This is a genomic window from Bradyrhizobium sp. USDA 4532 (genome assembly GCF_024171315.1).
Taxonomy (GTDB): domain Bacteria; phylum Pseudomonadota; class Alphaproteobacteria; order Rhizobiales; family Xanthobacteraceae; genus Bradyrhizobium; species Bradyrhizobium australafricanum.
In genome coordinates, this window is sequence record NZ_JALJZN010000001.1 from 7,888,967 (window position 1) to 7,911,052 (window position 22,086).

Here is a 22,086-nt window from a genome sequence, read left to right on the forward strand (position 1 = left end):
CCCGGCTCGATCAACGCGGCGGCTGAGGGCTGCTGGCACTCAAAGGGAAGGGCGTTCCATGGTTGCTCCGCTCAAGGTCGAATTCCATTTCGATTTTGGAAGTCCGAACGCCTATCTGGCGGAGCAGGCGCTGCCCGAAATCGAGAAGCGTACCGGCGTGAAGTTCGACTACATCCCGGTGCTGCTCGGCGGCGTCTACAAGGCGACCGGCAACATGTCGCCCGGCGAGTCGCTGCGCGGCATCAAGAACAAGCCGGAATACAACGCGCTCGAGACCGAGCGCTTCCTGCGCCGCTACAACATCACGACGTTCAAGACCAACCCGTTCTTTCCGGTCAACACGCTGATGCTGATGCGCGGCGTCGTCGCTGCCGATTTCGAAGGGCTGTTCGAACCGTACTTTCGCGCCGCCTATCACCACATGTGGTCCGAGCCCAAGAAGATGGACGATCCGCAGGTGTTCCGCGAAGCGTTCCTGTCCTCCGGCCTCGATATCGACCGCATCATCGCCCGCGCCCAGCAGGACGAGGTGAAGAAGAAGCTGATCGACAACACCAGCAACGCGGTGGCGCGCGGCTCGTTCGGCTCACCGACCTTCTTCGTCGGCGACGAGATCTTCTTCGGCAAGGACAAGCTGCGCGAGGTCGAGGACGAGATCGTCGCGCAGCTGGCCGCGGGGCGGCGCAAGACCGCCTGAGCGGGAAAATTCCTCAAGACAACAAATCAGGCCCAAAGGGCTGTCACAGGGAGGTTTCAGTGCAGGCGTCGACCCAGTTTGAAGGAAGTGTGGAAGGCTTGCCGAACCGCATCCACGAGGTGATCGATCACCACGTCGGGGCGACGCCGGATCATCCGGCGCTGATCGACGACAAGATGCGGCTGACCTACCGCGAGCTCGATCGGGCGGTCAGTCGCGTCGCCGAGGCGCTGCGGGCGCTCGGCATCCGCGCCGGCGACCGCATGATGATCGTGAGCGAGAATTCGATCCCGCTCGCCTGCCTGCTGCTGGCGGCGAGCCGGCTCGATGCTTGGTCCATCGTGGTCAATCCCCGGCTGTCGCCGCGTGAGCTCGACCAGATCAGGGATCACAGCGGCGCCCGCCGCGTGCTGCTGACCGCCGAGGTCTCGCAGGAGGCGGCTACGCATGCCGCGCGTTACGAGGCCGCCGTGCAGGATGTCGGTCCGCTCCGCGGCATCGCCGTCACCGGTTTGAACCTGGCAACCGTGGCTGAGCCGGTCGAGGCCGACGGCGCCAACCAGGTCGCGGTTCTCATCTACACCTCCGGCACCACGGGCACGCCAAAGGGCGTGATGCTGACCCATCGCAATCTCTTGTTCAGCGCCCGGGCGACGGCAAGCTTCCGAAAGATGGCGGCCGATGACGTGCAGTATTGCGTGCTGCCGATCTCGCATATCGTCGGCATCTCGTTGCTGACCATGACCCTGATGATCGGCGCCACCGTGCGTCTGGTGGCGAAATACGATCCGGCCGCGCTGGTCAAGGCGATGACTGAAGAGGGCATCACGATCCTGAACGGCGTGCCCGCGACCTATCAGCGTCTGCTCGAATACCGGCGCAATGCCGGCCTGCCGAAGCTCGATCGCGGCCGGTTGCGGGTGATCTCGGTGGCCGGCGCGCCGCTCGACCTCGATCTCAAATCACGGGTCGAGCAGGAGCTCGGGCTGCCGCTGCTCAACGGTTACGGCATCACCGAATGCTCGCCGGGCATCTCCGGCGTCCGGCCCGACAATCCGCGGGCTGACCATGCGGTCGGCACCGTCATGCCCGGCCTCGAGGCCAAGCTGGTCGGCCGCGACCTCAAGCCGGTTGCGTCAGGCGAAGTCGGCGAGCTGCATGTTCGCGGCCCCAACGTGATGCGCGGCTATTACCGCGCGCCCGACCTGACGGCGAGGGCGATCGACCCCGACGGCTGGTTCAACACCGGCGATCTGGCCCGCTTCGAGAATGATGCGCTCTATATCGTCGGGCGGACCAAGGAGATGATCATCCGCTCCGGGTTCAACGTCTATCCGGCCGAGATCGAGGCGGTGCTGAGCACGCACGACGCCGTGGTGCAATGCGCCGTGGTCGGCCGGCCGGTCGAGGGCAACGAAGAGGTGGTTGCCTTTGTGCAACTGATCAAGGGTTCGACCGCCACGGTACAGGACCTGATGGCCCATATTGCCCCGCAACTCACCTCGTACAAGCGGCCGTCGGAGATTATCCTGATGGACGCGCTGCCCGCGACATCGACGGGCAAGCTGCTGAAGCACAAGCTCGCGGAGTCGCTGCGCGGCTGAGGCTGAGCCATCGCCGCGAGCCAGTTCACTCAAACAAGACCGGAGTACACCATGCAGAAGAGAAACAGGACGGTGGCCGTCATTGGTGCCGGTGATTTCATCGGCGGCGAGATCGCCAAGAAGTTCGCCTCCGAAGGCTTTACGATTTTCGCTGGCCGCCGCAACGGCGACAAGCTGGCGCCGCTGGTCAAGGAGATCGAGGCCGCCGGCGGCGAGATCCATGCGCGCTCGCTCGATGCGCGCAAGGAAGAGGAGATCACGGCCTTCCTCAACGACGCCGACAAGCATGCGCCGCTGGAGGTCTGCATCTTCAATATCGGGGCCAACGTCAATTTCCCGATTCTCGAGACCACCGAGCGCGTGTTCCGCAAGGTCTGGGAGATGGCCTGCTACTCCGGCTTCCTGGCCGGGCGCGAGGCGGCGCGGCTGATGATGCCGCGCGGCGAGGGCAACATTTTCTTCACCGGCGCCACCGCGTCACTCCGCGGCGGCAGCGGCTATGCCGCCTTTGCCAGCGCCAAGTTCGGCTTGCGCGCCGTGGCGCAGGCGATGGCGCGCGAGCTGGGACCGAAGAACATCCATGTCGCGCATCTGATCATCGATTCCGGCGTCGATACTGAATGGGTGCGGCAGCGCCGCATCGAGGCGCTCGGCCCGAACGCGCTCGACGATCCCGATCTCTTGATGCCGCCGGCATCGGTCGCGGGCGCCTATTGGCAGCTCTATCAGCAGCCGAAGAGCGCCTGGACCTTCGAGTTGGAAATCCGGCCCTTCGGCGAGAAGTGGTAGGGAGCCGGTCAGATGGAGCTCGCGCTATCCCCTGAAGATGCGGCGTTCCGCGATGAGGTTCGCGCCTTCATCAAGGACAACTACCCGGCGGAGATGCGCGTCGCCAATCCGGAGACCGATCTCTCCAAGGAGCAGATGCTGCTGTGGCATCGCATCCTGCACAAGAAGGGCTGGATCGCGCCGCTCTGGCCGAAGGAATATGGCGGGCCCGGCTGGTCGATCACCCGCCGCTTCATCTTCGAGCAGGAGACGACGCGCGCTGGCACGATGCCGCCGCTGGCGTTCAGCGTCACCATGGTCGGGCCCGTCATCTACACCTTCGGCAACGATGTGCAGAAGAAGAAATTCCTGCCGCGCATCTTGTCCGGCGAGGATTGGTGGTGCCAGGGCTATTCGGAGCCGGGCTCCGGCTCCGACCTCGCGACCGTCCGCACCAAGGCGGTGCGTGACGGCGACCACTACATCGTCAACGGCCACAAGACCTGGACCACGCTGGCGCAGCACGCCGACTGGATCTTCTGCCTGGTGCGCACCGATCCCACGGCCAAGCCGCAGTCCGGCATCTCGTTCCTCTTGATCGACATGAAGTCGCCCGGCGTCACCGTGCGCCCGATCATCACCATCGACGGCTCGCACGAGGTCAACGACGTCTTCCTGGAGAACGTGCGCGTTCCCGCCGAGAACTTGATCGGCGAGGAAAACAAGGGCTGGACCTACGCCAAATTCCTGCTCGGCAATGAGCGTACCAGCATGGCCGGCATCGGCCGCTCGACGCGCTACATCGCGCGGCTGAAGAAGATCGTGAAGGCGGAGATCCCCGAAGACGATCCGGCGCATCTGGAATTCATCCGGGACATCGCCCGCGTCGAGCTCGACGTGCTGGCGCTGGAGGCGACCGAGCTTCGCGTCGTCGCCCAGATGGCGCGCGGCATCGACCCGGGACCGGCCGCCTCGTTGTTCAAGATCCGCGGCACCGAAATCTTCCAGAACATCACTGAGCTGACGCATCGGGCGATCGGCAATTACGGGCTTGCGATCCGCGAGCATCCGGTCAGCGCCAATCACTTCATGCCGGGCCCCGACTACGGCCACACCGCGTCGGAGAAATATCTGAACTCGCGCAAGCTCTCGATCTACGGCGGGTCGAACGAGATCCAGCGCAACATCATCGCCAAGGCGGTGCTTGGACTCTAGCCACAAGCAACGAGGATCGGATGGATATCCAGTTCACGGAAGAGCAGGAATTGTTGCGGTCCAGCGTCCAGCGGCTGCTGCGCGATCAGTATGATTTCGACGCCCGCCGCAAGATCGTCGCGAGCGAAGAGGGGTTTGGCCGCAAGCAATGGGCTGAATTCGCCGAACTCGGCCTGCTCGCCGCGCCGTTCTCGGAAGCGGTTGGAGGGCTCGGCGGCGGGCCGCTGTCGACCATGATCATCATGCAGGAGTTCGGCCGCCATCTCGTGGTCGAGCCATTCGTCGAGACGGTCGTCGTGGCGGGCGGCTTGATCGAGCAGGCAGGTTCCGACGCGCAGAGGCAGGCGTTCATCGCCGACATCATCGCTGGCACGAAACTTTGGGCGCTGGCCTGGACCGAGAAGGGCTCGCGCTTCGATCTCGCCACCGTCACCACCACGGCGCGCCGCGACGGCAACGATTACGTGCTCACTGGCGAGAAGACGGCGGTGCTGGCCGCGCCGTGGGCGGATTACCTCATCGTCTCCGCGCGCACCTCGGGTCATCGTCACGATCGCGGCGGCGTCAGCCTGTTCGTGGTCGATCGCCGCGCCGCCAATCTCGACCTGCAAAGCTTCAGGACGATCGATGGCCGCAGGGCGGCCGAGATCAGCCTGCGTGGCGTGCGCGCGGAATTGCTGGGCAGCGAAGGCGAGGGCGTCGCTGCGCTGGAAGCCTGTCGCACCCGCGCGATCGGCGCGCTCTGCGCCGAGGCGGTCGGCGCGATCGGCGAACTGAACGCCGCGACGCTGGACTATTCCAAGACGCGAAAGCAGTTCGGCGTCACGATCGGCAGCTTCCAGGTGCTGCAGCACCGGATGGTCGACATGTTCATCGCGCATCAGGAGGCGTTGTCGCTGATGCAGCATCTGAGCCTCAGTCTCAGCGACGATGAGGCCGGCGTGTCTCGGCTCGCCTCCGGCGCCAAGTCGAAGATCGGATATGCCGGCAAGTTCGTCGCCGATCAGGCGGTGCAGCTGCATGGCGGCATGGGCATGACCGACGAGCTCAATGTCGGCCATTACTTCAAGCGGATTTCCTCCATCAACATCCAGTTCGGCGATCCCGCCTATCACGTGCTGCGTTATGCGCAGCTCGACGCGGCCGCCTGATTCAGAGAGGCAAGCATGTCACAAGATGCAGTCATCGTCTCCACCGCGCGCACCGGCGTCGGCAAGGCCTATCGCGGCGCGCTTAACAACACCGACGGCCCGACTTTGGCCGGCCATGTGATGGCCGAGGCGGTGAAGCGCGCCGGCATCGCGCCCGGCGAGGTCGAGGACGTGGTGATGGGCTGCGCCATGCAGCAGGGCACCATGGTGATGAACGTCGCGCGCAAGGGCGCCATCCGCGCTGGACTTCCCGTCACGGTCGCCGGGACCACCATCGACCGGCAATGCGCCTCCGGCCTGCAGGCGATCGCGGTCGCCGCCCGCTCTGTCATGCTCGACGGCGTCGAGATCGCGATCGGCGGCGGCATCGAGTCGATCAGCCTGGTGCAGAACGAGCACATGAACAGGTTCCACGCCGTCGACGACGAGCTGATGGCAATGAAGCCCGAGATGTACATGTCGATGCTGGAGACCGCCGAGGTCGTCGCCGAGCGCTACGGGATCGGCCGCGACAAGCAGGACGAGTACAGCCTCGAGTGCCAGCGCCGCGTCGGCGCCGCGTTGCAGGGCGGCCGCTTCAACGACGAGATCGTGCCGATCACGACCAAAATGGCCGTGGCCAACAAGGACACCAAGGAGGTCAGCTATCAGCAGGTGACGCTGGCCAAGGATGAGGGGCCGCGGCCGGATACCACGGCGGATGGGCTCGCCAAGATCAAGCCGGTGTTCGAGGGCAGGACCATCAGCGCCGGCAATGCCAGCCAGCTCTCGGACGGCGCCTCGGCCTGCGTGATCATGAGCGACAAGGTTGCCGCGCAGAAGGGCCTGAAGCCGCTCGGCATCTTCCGCGGCTTCGTCGCCGCCGGCGTCGAGCCGGACGAGATGGGCGTCGGCCCGGTTGCCGCGATCCCGCGGCTCCTCAAGCGGCACAACCTCAAGATCGACGACATCGATCTCTGGGAGCTCAACGAGGCCTATGCGGTGCAGGTGATCTATTGCCGCGACAAGCTCGGCATCGATCCGGACAAGCTGAACGTCAATGGCGGCTCGATCGCGATCGGCCATCCCTACGGCATGACCGGGGCGCGGCTCACCGGTCACCTCTTGATCGAGGGCCGGCGGCGCAAGGCGAAATACGGCGTGGTGACCATGTGCATCGGCGGCGGCATGGGCGCGGCGGGCCTGTTCGAAATCGTCCACTGAGCGGAAACGCGGGAGAGACTTGTGAAGACAGCAATCACTGAACTGTTCGGCATCCAGCATCCGATCATCCAGGGCGGCATGCATTTTGTCGGCTTCGCCGAGATGGCGGCCGCGGTGTCCAATGCCGGCGGTCTCGGCATCATCACCGGCCTGACCCAGAAGACACCGGAGCTGCTGGCGAAGGAGATCGCGCGCTGCCGCGACATGACGGACAAGCCGATCGGCGTGAACCTCACCTTCCTGCCGAGCTTCACCGCGCCGCCCTATCCCGAATACATCGCGGCGATCCGCGAGGGCGGCGTCAAGGCGGTGGAAACCGCGGGCCGCAGCCCGGAGCAGTACATGCCGGCGCTGAAGGCGGCCGGCATCAAGGTCATTCACAAATGCACCTCGGTGCGGCATTCGCTGAAGGCCGAGAAGATCGGCTGCGACGCGGTCAGCGTCGACGGCTTCGAGTGCGGCGGTCACCCCGGCGAGGACGACATCCCGAACATGATCCTGCTGCCGCGCGCGGCGGACGAGTTGAAGATCCCGTTCGTCGCTTCGGGCGGCATGGCGGATGCGCGCAGCCTCGTCGCGGCGCTGTCGATGGGCGCGGCCGGCATGAACATGGGCACGCGGTTCATCGCGACCAAGGAAGCGCCGGTTCATCCCAATGTGAAGCAGGCGCTGCTCGACGCCGACGAGCTCGACACCCGCCTCGTGATGCGCGCGCTGCGCAACACCGAGCGGGTGCTGAAGAACAAGGGCGTCGATGAGCTGCTCGAGATCGAGCGCGAGAAGGGCGCCAGGCTGAAGATCGAGGACATCCACGAGCAGGTGGCCGGCGTCTATCCGAAGGTGATGATCGACGGCGAGATGGATGCCGGCGCCTGGAGCTGCGGCATGGTGGTCGGCCTGATCCACGACATTCCGACCGTCAAGGAGCTGATCGACCGCATCATGGCCGAGGCCGAAGCGATCATCCGGCAGCGGCTGACCGGCTTCCTCGACGGCAAGTTCGAAACCACGGCGGCCCGCGCGGTCGCCTGACGGGAGAGTGCCATGACCGAGCATGTCAAGGTTGAGATCGCCGCCGGCGTCATCACGCTGACCTTGCAGCGACCCGAGAAGAAGAACGCGCTGACCGGCGCCATGTATGACGCCATGTCGCAGGCGCTGAAGCAGGCCGAGACCGATCCGGCCGTCCGCGTCATCCTGTTCCAGGGCGACGGCGACAGCTTCACCGCGGGCAACGACCTCGCCGACTTCGCGAGCCAGGCACGCGGCGAAAGCGCAGTCGATAGCCCCGCGCATCGCTTCATCGAGACCATCAGCAAGGTCGGCAAGCCGCTGGTCGCCGCCGTGCAGGGCAATGCGGTCGGCGTCGGCACCACCATGCTGCTGCATTGCGACCTGGTCTATCTTGCCGAGAATGCGCGGCTGATCACGCCGTTCGTCAACCTCGCTCTGGTTCCGGAAGCGGCGTCGAGCTGGCTGCTCCCCTTGAGGATCGGACACGCGCGGGCCTATGCGATGTTCGCGCTCGGCGAGCCGATGGATGCGCAGGGTGCGCTGGCATCTGGTCTCGCCAACGCCGTGGTGCCGCAGGCCGATCTGCGCAAGAGGGCGCATGACGCGGCTGTCGCACTGACCAGGCGGCCGGCGGGGTCGCTCAGCATGACCAAGAAGCTGATGCGCGAGCAGCAGAAGATCGCGGCGCAGATCGCCGAGGAAGGCGTGCTGTTCAAGGAGCGGCTGACGACGCCCGAGGCGCGCGAAGCCTTTGCCGCCTTCGCCGAACGGCGTCAGCCTGATTTCACCAAGCTGTCGGCCTGACCGACAGCGGAACTCACGGACACATCGAGGGAGTGAAAGCATGCGTGTCACCGGCAGCCATCAATACCCGACCATGGAATCCGTGATCTACGGCAAGCCGGCGGCCGAAGCGCTGCGCGAGGAGGCCGAGCGGCTGGATGCCAGGCGCGTCTATCTGATCGCCAGCCGGACGTTGAACACCACGACCGACGAGATCGGGAAAATCCGTCAAGCCCTCGGCGACCGCCACGCCGCGACCTTCGACGGCGTGCCGCAGCACACGACGCGGGACGTGGTGACGCAGATCGCGCGGCAAGCCGGCGAGGCCAAGGCGGACCTCGTCGTCGCGATCGGCGGCGGCTCGGTGGTCGATGCGGCGAAGATCGTGCTGATGTGCATGGAGCACGAGATCTTCGAGCCTGATGGCCTCGACGGCTTCGAGACCACGCCGGACCGCCGCTTCGGGCCGTTCCGCACGCCGAAAGTGCGCATGATCGCGATCCCCAGCACGCTCTCCGGCGGCGAATACAATTCCGGCGCGCTGGTTACCGATACCAGCCGCAAGCTGAAGCAGATATTCAACCACCCGATGATGATGCCGCGCAGCATCATCCTCGATCCCGCGATCACGAAATATACACCGGAGAAGCTCTGGCTCGGTTCCGGGACGCGGGCGATGGATCACGGCATCGAGGCGATCTGCTCCAGCCGCCCCAACGTGCTGGTCGATGCGGTGTGCCAGCAGGGGCTGCGCTATCTGCACGACGGTCTGCTGCGCACCAAGGCCCACCCCGACGACGCGGCGGCGCGGCTGAGCTGCCAGCTCGGCTCCTGGCTGTCGGCGTTCGGATTGCAGTCGCGGGTGCCGATGGGCGCCAGTCATGCCATCGGCCATGTGCTCGGCGGCACCTGCGATGTGCCGCATTATTTCTGCACGGCGGTGATGATGCCGAGCGTGCTGCGCTACAACCGCCCGGCAACGGAGGCAGCCCAGCAATCGATCGCCGCCGCGCTCGGCGCGCCGGGGCGCGACGCCGGCGAGGCGTTTGCGGCGTTCATCGCGGAGCTCGGCCTGCCGCGCCGGCTTGCCGATGTCGGCGTCGGCGAGGATCGGTTTGAGCTGATCGGCCGGAACGCCATGCTGTCGATCTTCACGCGGGCCAACCCGCAGCCGATCCGCGAGCCCGCCGACGTCGTCAAGATCCTGAAGCTCGCCGCCTGAGGCAACCGCACCCGGAGCAGCCGCCATGGCCGCCTTGCGCATCTTCTCCTATCTGCCGAACCCACGGGTCTGGAAGGCGACCATCGCGGCGCGGTTCTGCGGCGTCGAAATCGAGGTCAGGGGCGCCTCCGGCAAGGAGTTGCGCGACTGGTTGTGGGATTATGATGCCCGCCCGCTGGCGGAGCACGAGCGCGCCTCGCTGTCGTCGCTGGCGCGGACCGGGCGGGTCGGACTGACCGGCGCGCAGCTCTTCAAGACCGACGCGTTCATGGCGGCGCAGCCCTTCGGCAATGTGCCGGCGGCATTTGGCGCCGACGGCAAGGTCGGGATCTTCGAATCGAACAGCATCATGCGCACGGTGGCGCGGCTCGGCGTGGCCACGTTCCCGCTCTACGGACGCGACGCCTATGAGGCGTCGCGGATCGACAGTTTTCTCGATGTCAGCCTGGTGTTCGCGCGGGACTCGCAAATCTATCTGCTGGCGCTCTCGGGCGGCACCGTCGATGCGGCCATTCATGCGCGGGCCAAGGATGCGTTCGCGATCTATGCGTCCGGCATCGAGCAGGCGCTGTCGCCGCGGCGGGAGGCGCTGGTCGGGAACGGTATCTCGATTGCCGACATCTGCTTTGCCGCCGAACTCGCGCTGTTCATGAATGAACATGCGCGGACCGAGCAGCTGAAAAAGCAAGGATTGGCGAAAATCCTGCATTCGGGCGTGCAGGATGAGTATCCGCTGATGTTCGCTCACTTTGATCGCCTGATCACGCATGAGCACGTCGGGCTGGATCTCAAGCCTTATGTCGAGAAGCTGCTGTCGAAGGCGGCCGCCTGACCATGAAGGCCATGGGCTGCAACGCGGAGGGTTGATCGCATGACCGCACCTGTCTGTCTGATATCCGGCGTTGGGCCCGGCACCGGTTCGGCGCTCGCCAGGAGATTCACTGAGGGCGGCTATCGCGTCGCGCTTCTCGCCAGGAACGAGGCGCGCCTCGCCGCGCTCGAAAAGCAGCTGCCGGGCGCAAAGGCCTATCGGTGCGACGTGTCCGATCCCGCGCAGGTCGAGGCGGTGGCCTCCGCCGTGGAGCGCGATCTCGGCAATCCCGCCGTGGTCATTCATAACGCCGTCGGCGGGGCGTTCGGCACCTTCCGCGAGATCGATCCGGAGATTCTCAATCGCAACTTCCAGGTCAACACGATGGGATTGCTGTACCTGGCACGGCGATTTGCCCCGGCGATGATCGCTGCCGGCAAGGGCGCCATCGTCGCGACCGGCAATACGTCGGCGTTGCGCGGCAAGGCTGGCTTCGCGGGGTTCGCGCCGACCAAGGCGGCACAGCGGATTCTCGCCGAGGCGATGGCGCGCGATCTGGGGCCGCAAGGTGTTCACGTCGCCTATCTCGTGATCGATGCCGTGATCGATCTGGAGTGGACGCGCAAGCGCTGGCCGGATCGGCCGGACGACTTCTTCATCAAGCCGAAAGCGATCGCCGACGAGGTCTGGCACGTCGCCCATCAGGATCGCAGCGCGTGGTCGTTCAATGTCGAGATCAGGCCGTTCGGTGAAGCCTGGTAGCGCCGCGCGCCGATCGCAAGAGTTGGTCAATTCATAAAAGCTCAGGAGGAATTTCATGTTGTTGAAGACGCTTGCCGTGTCCGTTGCGATGCTCGCGGCGCTTGCCGCGGCTCCAGTCCGCGCCGAAACGCCGGGGGTATCGGAATCAGAGATCAAGGTCGGGGCGACGTTCCCGTTCAGCGGCCCGGCGTCTCCGCTCAGCAACACCGGCAAGGGCCTGATCGCCTACGTCCATTCCGTCAATGACCGCGGCGGCATCAACGGCCGCAAGATCAACCTCATCACCTATGACGATGCCTACACGCCGCCCAAGGCCGTGGAGCAGACCCGCAAGCTGATCGAGAGCGACGAGGTGGCGTTTCTGTTCAGCCCGCTCGGCACGCCCGGCATCGGCGCGACCATCAAATACGTCACCGCGAAGAAGGTGCCGCATCTGTTCGTCGTCAGCGGCGCGACCAAGTTTACGAATTTCGCGGAATTTCCGCTGACCACCACGGGACTGCCGAGCTACAACACCGAAGGCAAGATCTACGCAAAATACATTACGCAGACGGCGCCCGATGCGAAGATCGCGATCCTCTACCAGAACGACGATCTCGGCCGCGATTTCGTCGCCGCGTTCAAGGAGGTGTTGAAGGCCGATTTCGACAAGAAGGTGGTGACGTCTCCCTATGAGGTCACCGAGCCGACCATCGAATCCCGCGTGGTGACGTTGAAGGCGTCGGGTGCGCAGGCGTTCCTGATCGCCGGCACACCGAAATTCGTGGCCCAGGCGATCAAGAAGGCGAACGAGATCGGCTGGTCGCCGCTGACCATCGTCAACTATGTGTCGAGCTCGGTGTCCGCGACCATCGTGCCGGCCGGCGCGGACAAGGCGGTGGGCGTTGTCGTGGCGACCATCACCAAGGATCCGAACGACAAGAAGTGGGCCGACGATCCCGGCATGAAATGGTATCGCGTCCATTTCGAGAAGTATCTTCCCGGCGCCGATATCGGCGACAACAATTATCTGTTCGGTACCCAGCAGGGCCAGATCCTGGAGCAGGTGCTGAAGCAGTGCGGCGACGACCTGTCGCGCGAGAACATCGTGAAGCAGGCGCGCAACATCAGAGGGCTCGTGCTGCCGACGCTGATGCCGGGCATCGCCATCAACACAGGCCCCGACAACAGCATGGCCTATACGCAGCTTCAGCTGCAACGCTGGACCGGAAGCTCATGGGAGCAGTTCGGCGGCGTGCTGAGTGCCGACCTGAACTGAACCGGGTCGACCGAGGCTAGTGGAGCCGTCGCGCGATCGGCTTCGCCAGCGTGCCTTGCCACTCCCGCCGGGCTGGTCGGTCGCTTGACCGCAGGCTATTCAGCAAGGCGGTGGTCTTCGGCTGGACCCGCGAGCCGTCGATCACCTCGAGCCGGCCGCAGCGGTTGAGCGTGTGCAGCTTGCGTCCGGTCCACAGCGGCCCGGGTTTGAGCAGATGGCGCACGGCCTGCCGGTAGGTCGTCGGCGACAGTTCGAGCACCTCCGCAAGTCCGAGCGCCGCGCCGTATCCGTTGCTGCAGTCCTGCACCGGCCGCCACAGCTTGCCGTTGATGGTCACGAAATTGCCGGCGGGTCGGGTCGTCGCGCGATCCATCAGGATCGGATTGCTTGCATGCGGCCGCCAGGGGCCGAACAATTGCTCGGCGTAATAGATCGCCAGCGTGTCGGAATATCCGCCGGTGCCGTCGCGCCAGGCTCCGAACATGTAGTAGAGGCCGTCATGCTGCGTGATGGTCGCGTCGGCGAGTTCGAGCCCGGACAGCAGCGTGCCCTGCCGTTCCCACTTGTCGGGAAAGCGAACGCATTTGTAGATCGGGACATCGCGATGCGCGGTGCTTTCCGGGATCATCCACAGTTCGCCGTTGTTCTCGATCAGGAACGGGTAGGACAGGTGCCACGGCTCTTCGAGCACCGGCAGCACGGTGCCGACCGGACCCTTGCCGTCGAATTCGATCGCGGAGATGATGCCCTTGCCGGTGCGGTGGTCGAGGTCCTCGAAGAACACGAAGGTCCTGCCCTGCCACTTCACCGGGACGGGATCGGCATAGAAGTGATTGCCGGGATCGCCGAGCACGTTCCAGGCAGGCCCCGACAGGTCACCGGTCCGCCAGACATCCGCGTCGTCGGCGTAGCGCCAACCGACATGCCAATGCGGCGCATAGCAGCAGAGACGGTAGATTTCCTTCGCGATCGAGGTCGCGACGCCGCGCAGGACAAAGGGCGCGGGATTTCGCGGTGCGCTGCCGGCCGCCGGCACAGCCAGTTGCGGCACCAGCCGCGGAGCCGCCGACAGGATCGGCGGCAGCATGGACAGGGTGCGCGCCATCACCGTTTCGAGCCCGCCGCTCAGGCCGGTGGCGATTTCCGCCGAGGGATGGCCGCGGTCCATGACCGTGCCGTCGAGCTCGTTGACGATTTCAATCACCGGCAGGTCGCCGGCGAGAATGGCGGCCAGTGCGGCGGCTTCGCCCGCCTGTCCGTTGAAGTGTGGACGGAGGTAGAGCCTGGCGGAGCAGTTCGGGTCCCGCTCGGCAGTGGTGAAGTCGACCACCACATCGGGGTTGCCCATGCGCGGCCGTTCCGCAATCGTCTTCAGCCTGTCGACATCACCCGCCTTGCCCTTGCGCAGCACGATGCGTTCGAGCTCGAACAGCATGTCGAGGCCGGCGGGCCCCGGCCCCGGCGTCGTCGTCCAGGCGATCTGAACGGGAATATCCTGATCGCTGACGCGCAGCGTCTCGCGACGCATCCAGAGTCGCGCCTGCGCGCGATCGCAGCGAAACTCGATAATCATGTCCAGCCCAATTTCCTAGTGCGCGTCCACTCCCACGGCATTGCCGAGAATGCGGACGTATTCCTCTATCATGGCATCCAACGAATAACGCGACTTCAGGCCCACGGCACTTTGCCGCAGCTGATCGCTCAACAAACGATCGGTCAGGACTTTCGACACGGCGGCCGAAAACTCGGCCTCGTTAGCCGCGTCAACGAAGACCGCCGCGGGCTGTCCCTGGTAGGACAGCACCTCGCGCAGCACGGGAAGATCGTTGACGACGCAGGGAATGCCGGCGCTCGCGGCTTCAACGGCGGCAAGGCCGAAGGTTTCGGCCTGCGTCGGAAATACAAAGACGTCGAGGCACGCCAGGAATTCGGCCATCTGGCGCGGTGGGATCTCGCCGATGAAGTGCAGTCGATCCGCGACTTTCAGCTCGCTCGCCAGGGCTCGCAGCCGTTCCTCGTCCGCTCCTTGTCCGGCAAGGGCAAGATGCCAGGATTGGTCGGCGGCCAGCAGGCGAATTGCCGCATCGAGCCGCTTGTGCGGATGCAGCCTTGCCGCGCAGCCAAGCAGCGTGCGATCCGGCGGCAGCCTGAACTGCTGCCGCGCGACGTTCTTCGGCAGGCTGTGCGACTTGTCGTCGAAGCCGTGCGGGACGTGCGTCATGCGCGCGCGATAGGTCGCGGGGTAGCGGGCGTATTCACGCTCCATGTCCCGCGAGTTCAGCGTGATGCACTGGAAGAAGCCGGTCGAGCCCATGAAGATGTCGGCGGCGCGCACCGGCATGCTCATCGACATCGCCGAGGATACCTGATTGGCGATGACCGGAGCGCGGCAGACGAGCCGCGACACGCCTCCGCCGATCACATTGCCGAAGTGCTGGAAGGTCAGCACGACATCTGGCCTGATGGTCCTGAGATGACCGGCGAGCGTCCACAGCATCCGCAGCAGGGCCAGGGGATTTCCCGGGCGGGTCTGCGCGCAATAGAAAGTATTGGGCGGCTCGTCGAAGGAATCCGATTTGCGGAAGAAGAACAGGTTGGCGACGTCATAGCCGCGCGCGGAGAGGCCCGCGCCGAGCAGCCGCGATATCTCCTGCGCGCCGGCGTTCTCGGCCTGGGTCTGTACCAGGACGACACGCAGCTTTGGCTTGCTCTCGTTCGGTCGATCGCGTGATGCGGTCGATGCCTCGCGCAATTCTGTGCTTGGCCTGTAATGAAGCACGGCTTCCTCACCCGTCGAAGGAGTGAAATCGTCTCCCTCGCTATTGCGCGCGTACTTATCACGCGAAGCGCGCTCGTAGATCGAGTAGCGCGTGTTGAGGTTACTGCTCATTTAGTGCGTTCAGACATTGCCAGCAATCGAGAGCCATTGTTTCACACATAGGGTACAGCTGGCTCGTTAACTAATTGGTTACGTCCGCATGAGGAGGGGGTAACCGTGGATTAACCATAGATATTTACGTTGGAGCAGTACTGTCAGTTGAATTCGAGTAACCGCCCCATGAAGTTCGGTAGCCGCGTAGGCCCGAGACGTTCCGAAGCCACGGAACCCGCCGCGTCGTGGGAAGCTGCCGGCGTGCCGACCAGCCGATCCTCTGCGGAAACCACCCAGGGCGTGCTTAGCATTCCCGGCGTGGTGGCTTTTTTCCGCGAGAACGGTCAACGCATTCTGATGCTCGCCGCGGTGATCTTCGCGGTCGGCGTCATTCTGCTGATGTTGATTCCGGCGCGCTATGCCGCGACCGCGCTCGTCGTGGTCGACCCGCGCGAGCAGCGCGTGACCACCGATCAGGACGTCCTGCCGGGGATCGGTCAGGATGCCGCAGCACTGCAGAGCTATGTCGAGATCGCCAAATCCGACGGATTTCTCGGGCCGCTGATCGAGCAACTCAAGGTCGCCGAGGACAGCGACATCTCCGGCGGCAGAACCGACCCGACGCGCCTGCTCGACCGGTTTCGCAACCGGCTCGACATCTCCCGGCGCGGATTGACCTATGTCATCGCCATCAAGTTCACGTCCAACAACCCGCAGCGTGCGGCCTACTACGCCAATGCGGTGGCTGAGGCGTTCGTCGCCAGCCAGCGTGGCACGCGCAGCCTGGCGACCGACGAAGCCGCCGACTGGCTGAAGAGCCGGCTCAAGACATTGGACGACCGCTTGCGGTCTTCGGAAGATGCCGTTGCGAAGTTCAAGCTCGAGCACCGGATCGTCAACGCCGGCAAGGAATCGACGACGCAACAATTGCGCGTCACCGATCTGACCCAGCAGGTCGCCGCCGCGCGCGCCCGCACCGAGGAGGCCAAGGTCCGCTATGAGCAACTGCAGCGCGACCTGAAGGCCAATGTCGACGGCCCCGTCAAGCAGGACCTGCTGAGTGCGCTGCGCGCCCAGCGCTCCGCGCTCAACGACCAGATCGCACAGAAGCGCGGGGTGCTGGGCGACCGTCATCCAGACCTCGTGATGGCCCTCAGCCAGCTCAGCGATCTCAACCGACAGATCGAGATCGAGCGGAAGAAGAACATCGACACCGCGAAGTCGGAATATGAGGCGCAGCGCGATCAGCAGAAAGCGCTCGAGGATCAGCAGAAGGCGGTCGAACAACAAATCCTGGTCGACGGTCAGGCGCTCGTCAAGCTGCAGGGATTGCAGCGCGACGCCGATGCCAACAAGAATATCTACGAGCAATTCCTCTCGCGCTACAAGACCACCGACGAGCAGCGGCTGCTGCAGAGCTCGCAGACCAAGGTCGCATCGCCTGCGACGCCGCCGGTGCGCTCGACGCTGCCGCCGCTTCCGCTGTTGCTGGTCGCGCTCGCGATCGTCTCGCTGTTGACGTCGACGGCGATCGTCGCCGTTCCCGGCCTGAATCTGAAGCAGCTCCCGATCAAGGCCATTCCGCCGCTGCGTCGGGCCGAGGCGCCTGCACTTGCGCCGGACGCGCCGCAGTCTGCGCTGCCGCCGGGATTGCCGGTGCTGGCCCGCATTCCCAGTATCGCGTCGCCCGACGCCGTCAGGAGCGTCTGGCAGACCCCGATCTCGTCGACGGCCGAGCCTGATCTCAGTCCGCATCTTCAGCTGCTGATCGAGAACATCGAGCAGCTTCCGGGAGACCATGGCAAGGTGGCGCTGCTGCTGTCGGTCGAGGCCGGTGCGGGCGGCAGTACCGTTGCACGGTCGCTGAACCGATCCGCGGTCAAGAACGGAATGCTCAGCGTCCTGATCGAGATGGAATCCAGGCGCGCCGAGGCCGCGCCGCCGCAAGGCTCGGGGATCATCAAGGCCGATCTGCCGTCCGTCGTCGAACTGCTGGGCGCCAGCAGCAAGGCGCCGCCCTATCCGCCGGACGATATTCGCGCCGATTTCGGCCTGATCATCGTCGACGCATCGTCGTTTGCGCTGCAGCCTGCCGCGGTGGTGCTGGCTGCCCATGCCGACCTCGTGATCCTCGTGGTTCGCGAAGGGGCTGCCAACTCGGCTGCGATCGGCAAGGCGCGGGCCGATCTATCCGGGTATGGTTCGGTCCCGACCGCGCTGGTCGTCAATCGCGTGGCGGTCAATGCCGCCGTTCGCGATCCTGAGGGAGAGGCGCTGGGCCTGGCGAGCTGAAGGCGGTTCAGCTGACGTCTAGTCGTTGCTGTCTGCAACGCGGACCGCGTAGGCGTCACCTTTCGACGGCCATAGATGCGATAGCACCAGAATGGATGGGTCGACGCCGGTCCGCCGCCGGCATAGCACGTTGAGCGCGATGGTGGCGACGACCAGCGAAACCGTCGCCGAGATCGCGGCGCCGAGCACGCCGAGCCAGGGGATCAGCACGACAAATCCCAGCAGCCGCAACGCCACATTGGCTGCAACGACGGGAACATAATCACGCTCATGGCCTGTCAGCTGCAGAACAGCGGCAGAGGGCCCGCCCGCCGCCTGGAAGGCCGTTCCGATCGCGAGCACGATCAACACCCACTGCTGCGCCGCAAAGTGCGGCCCGAACAGGCCGAGCAGATGGGAGGCGCCCACCCAGACGATGACGAGCCCGCTGAGCACGCAGAGCGCGGTCACCTCGGCCATCAGCTTCAACGTATGTTCAAGCTCGCCGTGGTTCTTGCTGAAATACAGCGAGGGGAGCCGGCGCGCGCCGAACGTGTAGAGCGCAGCCGACAGCATCGCGAAGATGTTCGCCAGCCGCGAGGCGGCGAAATAGACGCCGGCGGTTGCCGGATCCAGCATCCAGTAGACCAGGATGACGTCGAAATACTGGTTTGCCGCTTCGAGAATGGAGGCGAGCCAGAACCGGAATGCGCTCTTGTTCCAGCGCGAGGCCTCGAAGCGCGCCGTGACCGACCGCAGGTTCGGCAGCGCCCGCATGATCGATACGATCTGCACGACGAGCCCGAGCGCCATCGCGGCCGACATCGCGCTGAACAGCTCGGCGGGGGTGAGCTGCCATTGGCCGAACAGCACCGCGATCAGGAACAGGACGACGGCGACGCGCCAGAAGAACTCCCGATTGCCTTCGCCCATCAGGATGCTGACCAGCGATCGCGCGATCTGGCTGCCGAGCATCAGCCCTGCATTGATCGCGGTGAACGCCGAGACCGACAGGATCAACAGCCACCACTCGCCGCGAATGCTTGCCACCGCGGCGATCGCGGCGATCGAAATCAGCATCCCGATCGCGGAGTTCTTCAGGCTCGACAGCAGCACACCCTTGGTGAACTCGGCCTGGCCGCGCACCTCATACTCGTTGAGAAATCGAACCAGGAGCAGCTCCTGGCCGACCAGGCCCACCACCGAGGCGATCTGGGCGACGGAGAGCAGGGTTGCGAAGTTTCCAAACGCGTCCGGCGTCATCGCCCGCGCGGCGAGCGAGAACAACGCGAATGCGAGCCCGCCGCTACCAACCTTGAGCAGGATGGTCCCGGCAACGCCGCGCGTAACGTCGCGCCGTAACAGTTGGAGCACGGAGGCAATCACCAGAGACGTCTCAATATCCAGTCGGGCTGTTGACCGCAGCAATCGGTGAAGCCTGGAGTGTTAATGTTCTCTTGCTAAGATTCCGTTCCTTTCGAACGGCTGCCGGGCCCAACGCAGTTGTGAACAGGGCCAGGTCGCGTTGCTCCATTCTGGAACGGCGCCGTCTGCCCTGTCTCCAAACGGAGCAGGTTGGATTTGCCTCCAGCGTCCGGTCCAGTGGCGCGGACCTTGCCGGAACAGACCGCGCTTGCGCGTCAACGCCATTTGTCGCTGCTCGATGGCCTGGCAATTGCCTCGCCATCCCGCTGCGGAGCCTGCAAAGGTTCAGTTTCATGGCCGACCGTCGTGCAAGCCATGTGCCGAGAGACCGCAGATCGTGGTCCGGACGTTGTCATTAACATCGATTCTGGAACTCGTCGTGCTCGATCGGCAAGGCGACACCGCAGGCAAGGAAATTGCAGTTCCGCGGCCAACCAGAGCTTTTCCGTTCCGATGGAATCGGAACGGGACTCTAGATTCTTGTTTTGACGCGTTTTCTTCACGCGAACCGGTATCCACTTCGCTCGAAAACGCTCTAGCCGTCGGAGCGGACGAACATGATTGCCGAGAAAAGTGCGACCAAGCCAATCGTGGCCTGCGAGACCGAGGTCATCGAAGCGGACGTCGCAATTGTCGGAGCCGGTCTGGCAGGCTCGCTCACAAGGGCTGTGCTCGCCCGAGCCGGATACCGCGTCGTCCTGATCGACAAGCGATCGATCCCGCCGGACGAATTCCGGGTTGAAAAAATCGCCGGACGGCAGATCGATATCCTGCGCCGCCTCGGCTTCATCGACGACGTCGAGGCCATTGCCGCGCCCTATGACCGGGTGCTCAACATCAGGAGCGGCAAGCTGGTCGATATCGGCGTCGGCCGGTCCTACGGGATTTCCTATGCCAACCTCGTCAACATGGCACGCGGCCTGACGCCCGATGCGTCGAGCTTGCTGCTCGACCAGGTGACCAATGTCAGCTGCAGCGAGGAACGTCAGCAGTTGACGTTGGCCTCCGGAAAGCGCGTCGTCTCGCGTCTGGTCGTTCTGGCGACCGGCATGGCGAACGTGCTCGGCCACAGTCTCGGAATGCGCCGGCAGATGCTTGCTGCGCGCCACTCTGTCTCGTTCGGCTTCACGATTGCACGGCCGGACAACGCGCCATTCGATTTCGATGCGCTGACCTGCTATGGCGAGCAGGCGGCTGACGGCGTCGACTATCTCAGCCTGTTTCCGATGTCGGGCGGCATGCGGGCGAACCTGTTCATGTTCCGCGATCCGACCGATCCGATCATGCGTGAGCTGCGCCGCGACACCAGACGAACGCTGCTTCGTCTGATGCCGGGATTGCAGCCCTATCTCGGCGATTTCGAGGTGGTCGGCCAGGTGCAGAACTGGGTCATGGATCTGACCGTGACCGAGGGCCATCTGCAGCCCGGCGTCGTGTTGATCGGCGATGCGTTTCAGACCAATTGTCCCGCAGCCGGAACCGGCGTTGGCCGACTGCTGGTGGACGTCGAACGTCTTTGCACGGACTATGTGCCGCGCTGGCTGAAGACCGCCGGTATGGGCGCGGACAAGATTGCGCAGTTCTATTCCGATCAGGACAAGCTCGCCGCGGATCAGCACTCGCTGCACCTGGCGAGCTTCCGCCAGGCCTTGACGTTGAACACCGGTGTGCGCTGGAACTTGCGGCGGAAGCTGCACTTCCTGCGCCGCATGATCACACACCGGGTGGACCGGATTCATCCGGGATGGGTGATGCGCGTCCGCAGCGCGCTCCGCTGATCGGGCTGCCAGCGCCGGGCGGCGCTAGCGCGTGCCGGTCGAGGTGCGGACCGGCCTGAAATCGGTCACACGCTTGGCGGCCTGCTTGATCCAGGGCGCCTGCTTCAAGGCAAACAGCGCGAGCGAGCCGGCCGCGCTCCCGGCCTGCGTCACGGCCGACATCGGGGTCGGCTGACCGCCGAAGTACGTTTTGTAGGGTTCGTCACCGATGGTGAAGTCCAGCACCCGACCGCCGCGCTCGATGCAATCCTTGGCGACGCTCTCGAATGTCAGCGCGCCGATCGATTGGCTCTTGTACCCCTCGACATCGAACGCCGTCATGACGACAAGGAGGCTGTCACGGTGAACCAGCCCAAGGGCCGCCGCGATGACTTTGCCGTCCATCTTCATGGCGTAGAGCCGGGCAAACGAGCCCATGCCGCGAAGCGCCACGCTCGAGTAGAAATCGAAATACTCCGGTCGCTGCAACAGGTCGCCATCACCCTGTTCGTGAAACCGCGGACCGCGAAACTTTCTCATCGTCTCCATGGCTTCGCCGACGGAAGCGCTATCGTCGCAGCATGAGAAGGTGAGCGTGCCCTTCTTGTGGATCTGACGCCATTTCTTTGCCAGCTCCTTCTGGTACGACTTTCCCATTGCATTGATCTGCCACTGCTCGAACGGCGCAACCAGGACCGTCGCGTAGGCATTGGTATCCATCAGGCTGCGATGGGGCGCTCCGAGCAGATTCTCGATCGGCATCCTCGCATCGAGCAGCTTGGGTATGCGCAGCAGGTCGAACGGCCTCAGCAGCTGTCGAAGCCGTTCGCAGGCACGCTGGTCTTGCAGCAGGTCGGTGAATGTCGCGATGCTGCACACCGGCGACAAATAGTCGGACACGCGGAGATCGGCGAATTCGATGGTGCGCATCGGGCCGCGCCGCACGCGCAGCATCGGCAGCACGGCCGCAAGCGACTTGTTCGCACGATGGCGGACGGCGACGACCAGCGGCTTGGCCGACGCAGCGGGAGCGAGCTTGCGATAAAGGCTGTCCAGCCATAGCGGATGCTGGAAGGCGGTCGCGTCCGAGCCTTCAAATAACTTCACGTACTCTTCAGACAGGAAGTCGAATGCGTCGTCGATGCAGACATCGAACGCGTCATCATTCTTGTTCATGTGAGACCAAACAAAACGACAGTTTCAAAGCGCCGATTGAATCCGGCACGCCGCCCTTATAGCAAAGGTCGATCGGCTCGGGCAGCGGCAGAACACG

The 22,086-nt window shown here is 64.6% G+C and carries 18 protein-coding genes; 14 read left to right on the forward strand and 4 right to left on the reverse strand.

Annotated features, from left to right (window positions below):
- The first annotated feature begins 58 nt into the window (after window positions 1-58).
- Genes J2R76_RS36405 through J2R76_RS36460 form a run of 12 tightly spaced genes read left to right on the forward strand, consistent with a single transcriptional unit; the run spans window position 59 to window position 12,488 of the window.
- Complete coding sequence (locus J2R76_RS36405) at window positions 59-697, forward strand: 2-hydroxychromene-2-carboxylate isomerase (protein WP_076830551.1); 639 nt, start codon at window positions 59-61, stop codon at window positions 695-697.
- Between the two features lie 59 nt (window positions 698-756).
- Window positions 757-2,301 carry a class I adenylate-forming enzyme family protein gene (locus J2R76_RS36410; RefSeq protein ID WP_245311664.1) on the forward strand — a complete coding sequence of 515 codons (1,545 nt, stop codon included), beginning with the start codon at window positions 757-759 and terminating at the stop codon, window positions 2,299-2,301.
- A gap of 51 nt (window positions 2,302-2,352) precedes the next feature.
- Window positions 2,353-3,090: an SDR family oxidoreductase gene (locus J2R76_RS36415; protein ID WP_076830559.1), complete on the forward strand. Its 738-nt coding sequence runs from the start codon at window positions 2,353-2,355 to the stop codon at window positions 3,088-3,090.
- Between the two features lie 12 nt (window positions 3,091-3,102).
- The gene (locus tag J2R76_RS36420) at window positions 3,103-4,284 is read left to right on the forward strand and encodes an acyl-CoA dehydrogenase family protein (RefSeq protein WP_253625624.1); all 1,182 of its coding nucleotides are present in this window, start codon (window positions 3,103-3,105) and stop codon (window positions 4,282-4,284) included.
- A 20-nt stretch (window positions 4,285-4,304) separates the two neighbouring features.
- Window positions 4,305-5,435 (forward strand): acyl-CoA dehydrogenase family protein, encoded by a 1,131-nt coding sequence (locus J2R76_RS36425; protein ID WP_253625625.1) that lies wholly within the window; start codon window positions 4,305-4,307, stop codon window positions 5,433-5,435.
- A gap of 15 nt (window positions 5,436-5,450) precedes the next feature.
- Window positions 5,451-6,638: an acetyl-CoA C-acyltransferase gene (locus J2R76_RS36430; protein WP_076830568.1), complete on the forward strand. Its 1,188-nt coding sequence runs from the start codon at window positions 5,451-5,453 to the stop codon at window positions 6,636-6,638.
- Window positions 6,639-6,659: 21 nt separating this feature from the next.
- Complete coding sequence (locus tag J2R76_RS36435) at window positions 6,660-7,670, forward strand: nitronate monooxygenase family protein (RefSeq protein WP_253625626.1); 1,011 nt, start codon at window positions 6,660-6,662, stop codon at window positions 7,668-7,670.
- A 12-nt stretch (window positions 7,671-7,682) separates the two neighbouring features.
- On the forward strand, window positions 7,683-8,456 hold the full coding sequence (locus J2R76_RS36440) for an enoyl-CoA hydratase-related protein (protein WP_253625627.1): 774 nt from the start codon (window positions 7,683-7,685) through the stop codon (window positions 8,454-8,456).
- A gap of 40 nt (window positions 8,457-8,496) precedes the next feature.
- Window positions 8,497-9,657 (forward strand): iron-containing alcohol dehydrogenase, encoded by a 1,161-nt coding sequence (locus J2R76_RS36445; RefSeq protein WP_253625628.1) that lies wholly within the window; start codon window positions 8,497-8,499, stop codon window positions 9,655-9,657.
- 25 nt (window positions 9,658-9,682) lie between these two features.
- Window positions 9,683-10,489, forward strand: coding sequence for a glutathione S-transferase (locus J2R76_RS36450; protein ID WP_253625629.1), 807 nt, complete (start codon window positions 9,683-9,685; stop codon window positions 10,487-10,489).
- A gap of 39 nt (window positions 10,490-10,528) precedes the next feature.
- Entirely contained in the window at window positions 10,529-11,230 is a 702-nt protein-coding gene (locus J2R76_RS36455) for an SDR family NAD(P)-dependent oxidoreductase (RefSeq protein ID WP_253625630.1), read from the forward strand.
- A 55-nt stretch (window positions 11,231-11,285) separates the two neighbouring features.
- Entirely contained in the window at window positions 11,286-12,488 is a 1,203-nt protein-coding gene (locus J2R76_RS36460) for an ABC transporter substrate-binding protein (protein WP_253625631.1), read from the forward strand.
- Between the two features lie 16 nt (window positions 12,489-12,504).
- Here the strand turns inward: J2R76_RS36460 and J2R76_RS36465 are convergent, their stop codons facing one another.
- Together J2R76_RS36465 and J2R76_RS36470 are read right to left on the reverse strand one after the other, a co-directional pair.
- Entirely contained in the window at window positions 12,505-14,061 is a 1,557-nt protein-coding gene (locus J2R76_RS36465) for a hypothetical protein (RefSeq protein ID WP_253625632.1), read from the reverse strand.
- A gap of 15 nt (window positions 14,062-14,076) precedes the next feature.
- Entirely contained in the window at window positions 14,077-15,267 is a 1,191-nt protein-coding gene (locus J2R76_RS36470; protein ID WP_076830674.1) for a glycosyltransferase family 4 protein, read from the reverse strand.
- Between the two features lie 279 nt (window positions 15,268-15,546).
- On the opposite strand from J2R76_RS36470, the gene J2R76_RS36475 reads away from it, so the two are divergent.
- On the forward strand, window positions 15,547-17,652 hold the full coding sequence (locus J2R76_RS36475) for a GumC family protein (protein ID WP_375166551.1): 2,106 nt from the start codon (window positions 15,547-15,549) through the stop codon (window positions 17,650-17,652).
- Window positions 17,653-17,670: 18 nt separating this feature from the next.
- Here the strand turns inward: J2R76_RS36475 and J2R76_RS36480 are convergent, their stop codons facing one another.
- Window positions 17,671-18,996: a polysaccharide biosynthesis C-terminal domain-containing protein gene (locus J2R76_RS36480; protein WP_256522207.1), complete on the reverse strand. Its 1,326-nt coding sequence runs from the start codon at window positions 18,994-18,996 to the stop codon at window positions 17,671-17,673.
- 617 nt (window positions 18,997-19,613) lie between these two features.
- On the opposite strand from J2R76_RS36480, the gene J2R76_RS36485 reads away from it, so the two are divergent.
- Entirely contained in the window at window positions 19,614-20,834 is a 1,221-nt protein-coding gene (locus tag J2R76_RS36485) for an NAD(P)/FAD-dependent oxidoreductase (RefSeq protein WP_253625634.1), read from the forward strand.
- A gap of 24 nt (window positions 20,835-20,858) precedes the next feature.
- Here J2R76_RS36485 and J2R76_RS36490 read toward each other — a convergent pair whose 3' ends face one another.
- On the reverse strand, window positions 20,859-21,989 hold the full coding sequence (locus J2R76_RS36490; protein ID WP_253625635.1) for a GNAT family N-acetyltransferase: 1,131 nt from the start codon (window positions 21,987-21,989) through the stop codon (window positions 20,859-20,861).
- Window positions 21,990-22,086 lie beyond the last annotated feature (97 nt).

Excerpts from the sequence above, each read along its gene's own strand:
- J2R76_RS36405 (WP_076830551.1), top strand. The coding sequence starts at position 59 with ATGGTTGCTCCGCTCAAGGTCGAATTCCATTTCGATTTTGGAAGTCCG.
- J2R76_RS36415 (WP_076830559.1), top strand. The coding sequence starts at position 2,353 with ATGCAGAAGAGAAACAGGACGGTGGCCGTCATTGGTGCCGGTGATTTC.
- J2R76_RS36420 (WP_253625624.1), top strand. The coding sequence starts at position 3,103 with ATGGAGCTCGCGCTATCCCCTGAAGATGCGGCGTTCCGCGATGAGGTT.
- J2R76_RS36425 (WP_253625625.1), top strand. The coding sequence starts at position 4,305 with ATGGATATCCAGTTCACGGAAGAGCAGGAATTGTTGCGGTCCAGCGTC.
- J2R76_RS36430 (WP_076830568.1), top strand. The coding sequence starts at position 5,451 with ATGTCACAAGATGCAGTCATCGTCTCCACCGCGCGCACCGGCGTCGGC.
- J2R76_RS36440 (WP_253625627.1), top strand. The coding sequence starts at position 7,683 with ATGACCGAGCATGTCAAGGTTGAGATCGCCGCCGGCGTCATCACGCTG.
- J2R76_RS36445 (WP_253625628.1), top strand. The coding sequence starts at position 8,497 with ATGCGTGTCACCGGCAGCCATCAATACCCGACCATGGAATCCGTGATC.
- J2R76_RS36450 (WP_253625629.1), top strand. The coding sequence starts at position 9,683 with ATGGCCGCCTTGCGCATCTTCTCCTATCTGCCGAACCCACGGGTCTGG.
- J2R76_RS36455 (WP_253625630.1), top strand. The coding sequence starts at position 10,529 with ATGACCGCACCTGTCTGTCTGATATCCGGCGTTGGGCCCGGCACCGGT.
- J2R76_RS36460 (WP_253625631.1), top strand. The coding sequence starts at position 11,286 with ATGTTGTTGAAGACGCTTGCCGTGTCCGTTGCGATGCTCGCGGCGCTT.
- J2R76_RS36465 (WP_253625632.1), bottom strand. The coding sequence starts at position 14,061 with ATGATTATCGAGTTTCGCTGCGATCGCGCGCAGGCGCGACTCTGGATG.
- J2R76_RS36475 (WP_375166551.1), top strand. The coding sequence starts at position 15,547 with ATGAAGTTCGGTAGCCGCGTAGGCCCGAGACGTTCCGAAGCCACGGAA.
- J2R76_RS36485 (WP_253625634.1), top strand. The coding sequence starts at position 19,614 with ATGATTGCCGAGAAAAGTGCGACCAAGCCAATCGTGGCCTGCGAGACC.
- J2R76_RS36490 (WP_253625635.1), bottom strand. The coding sequence starts at position 21,989 with ATGAACAAGAATGATGACGCGTTCGATGTCTGCATCGACGACGCATTC.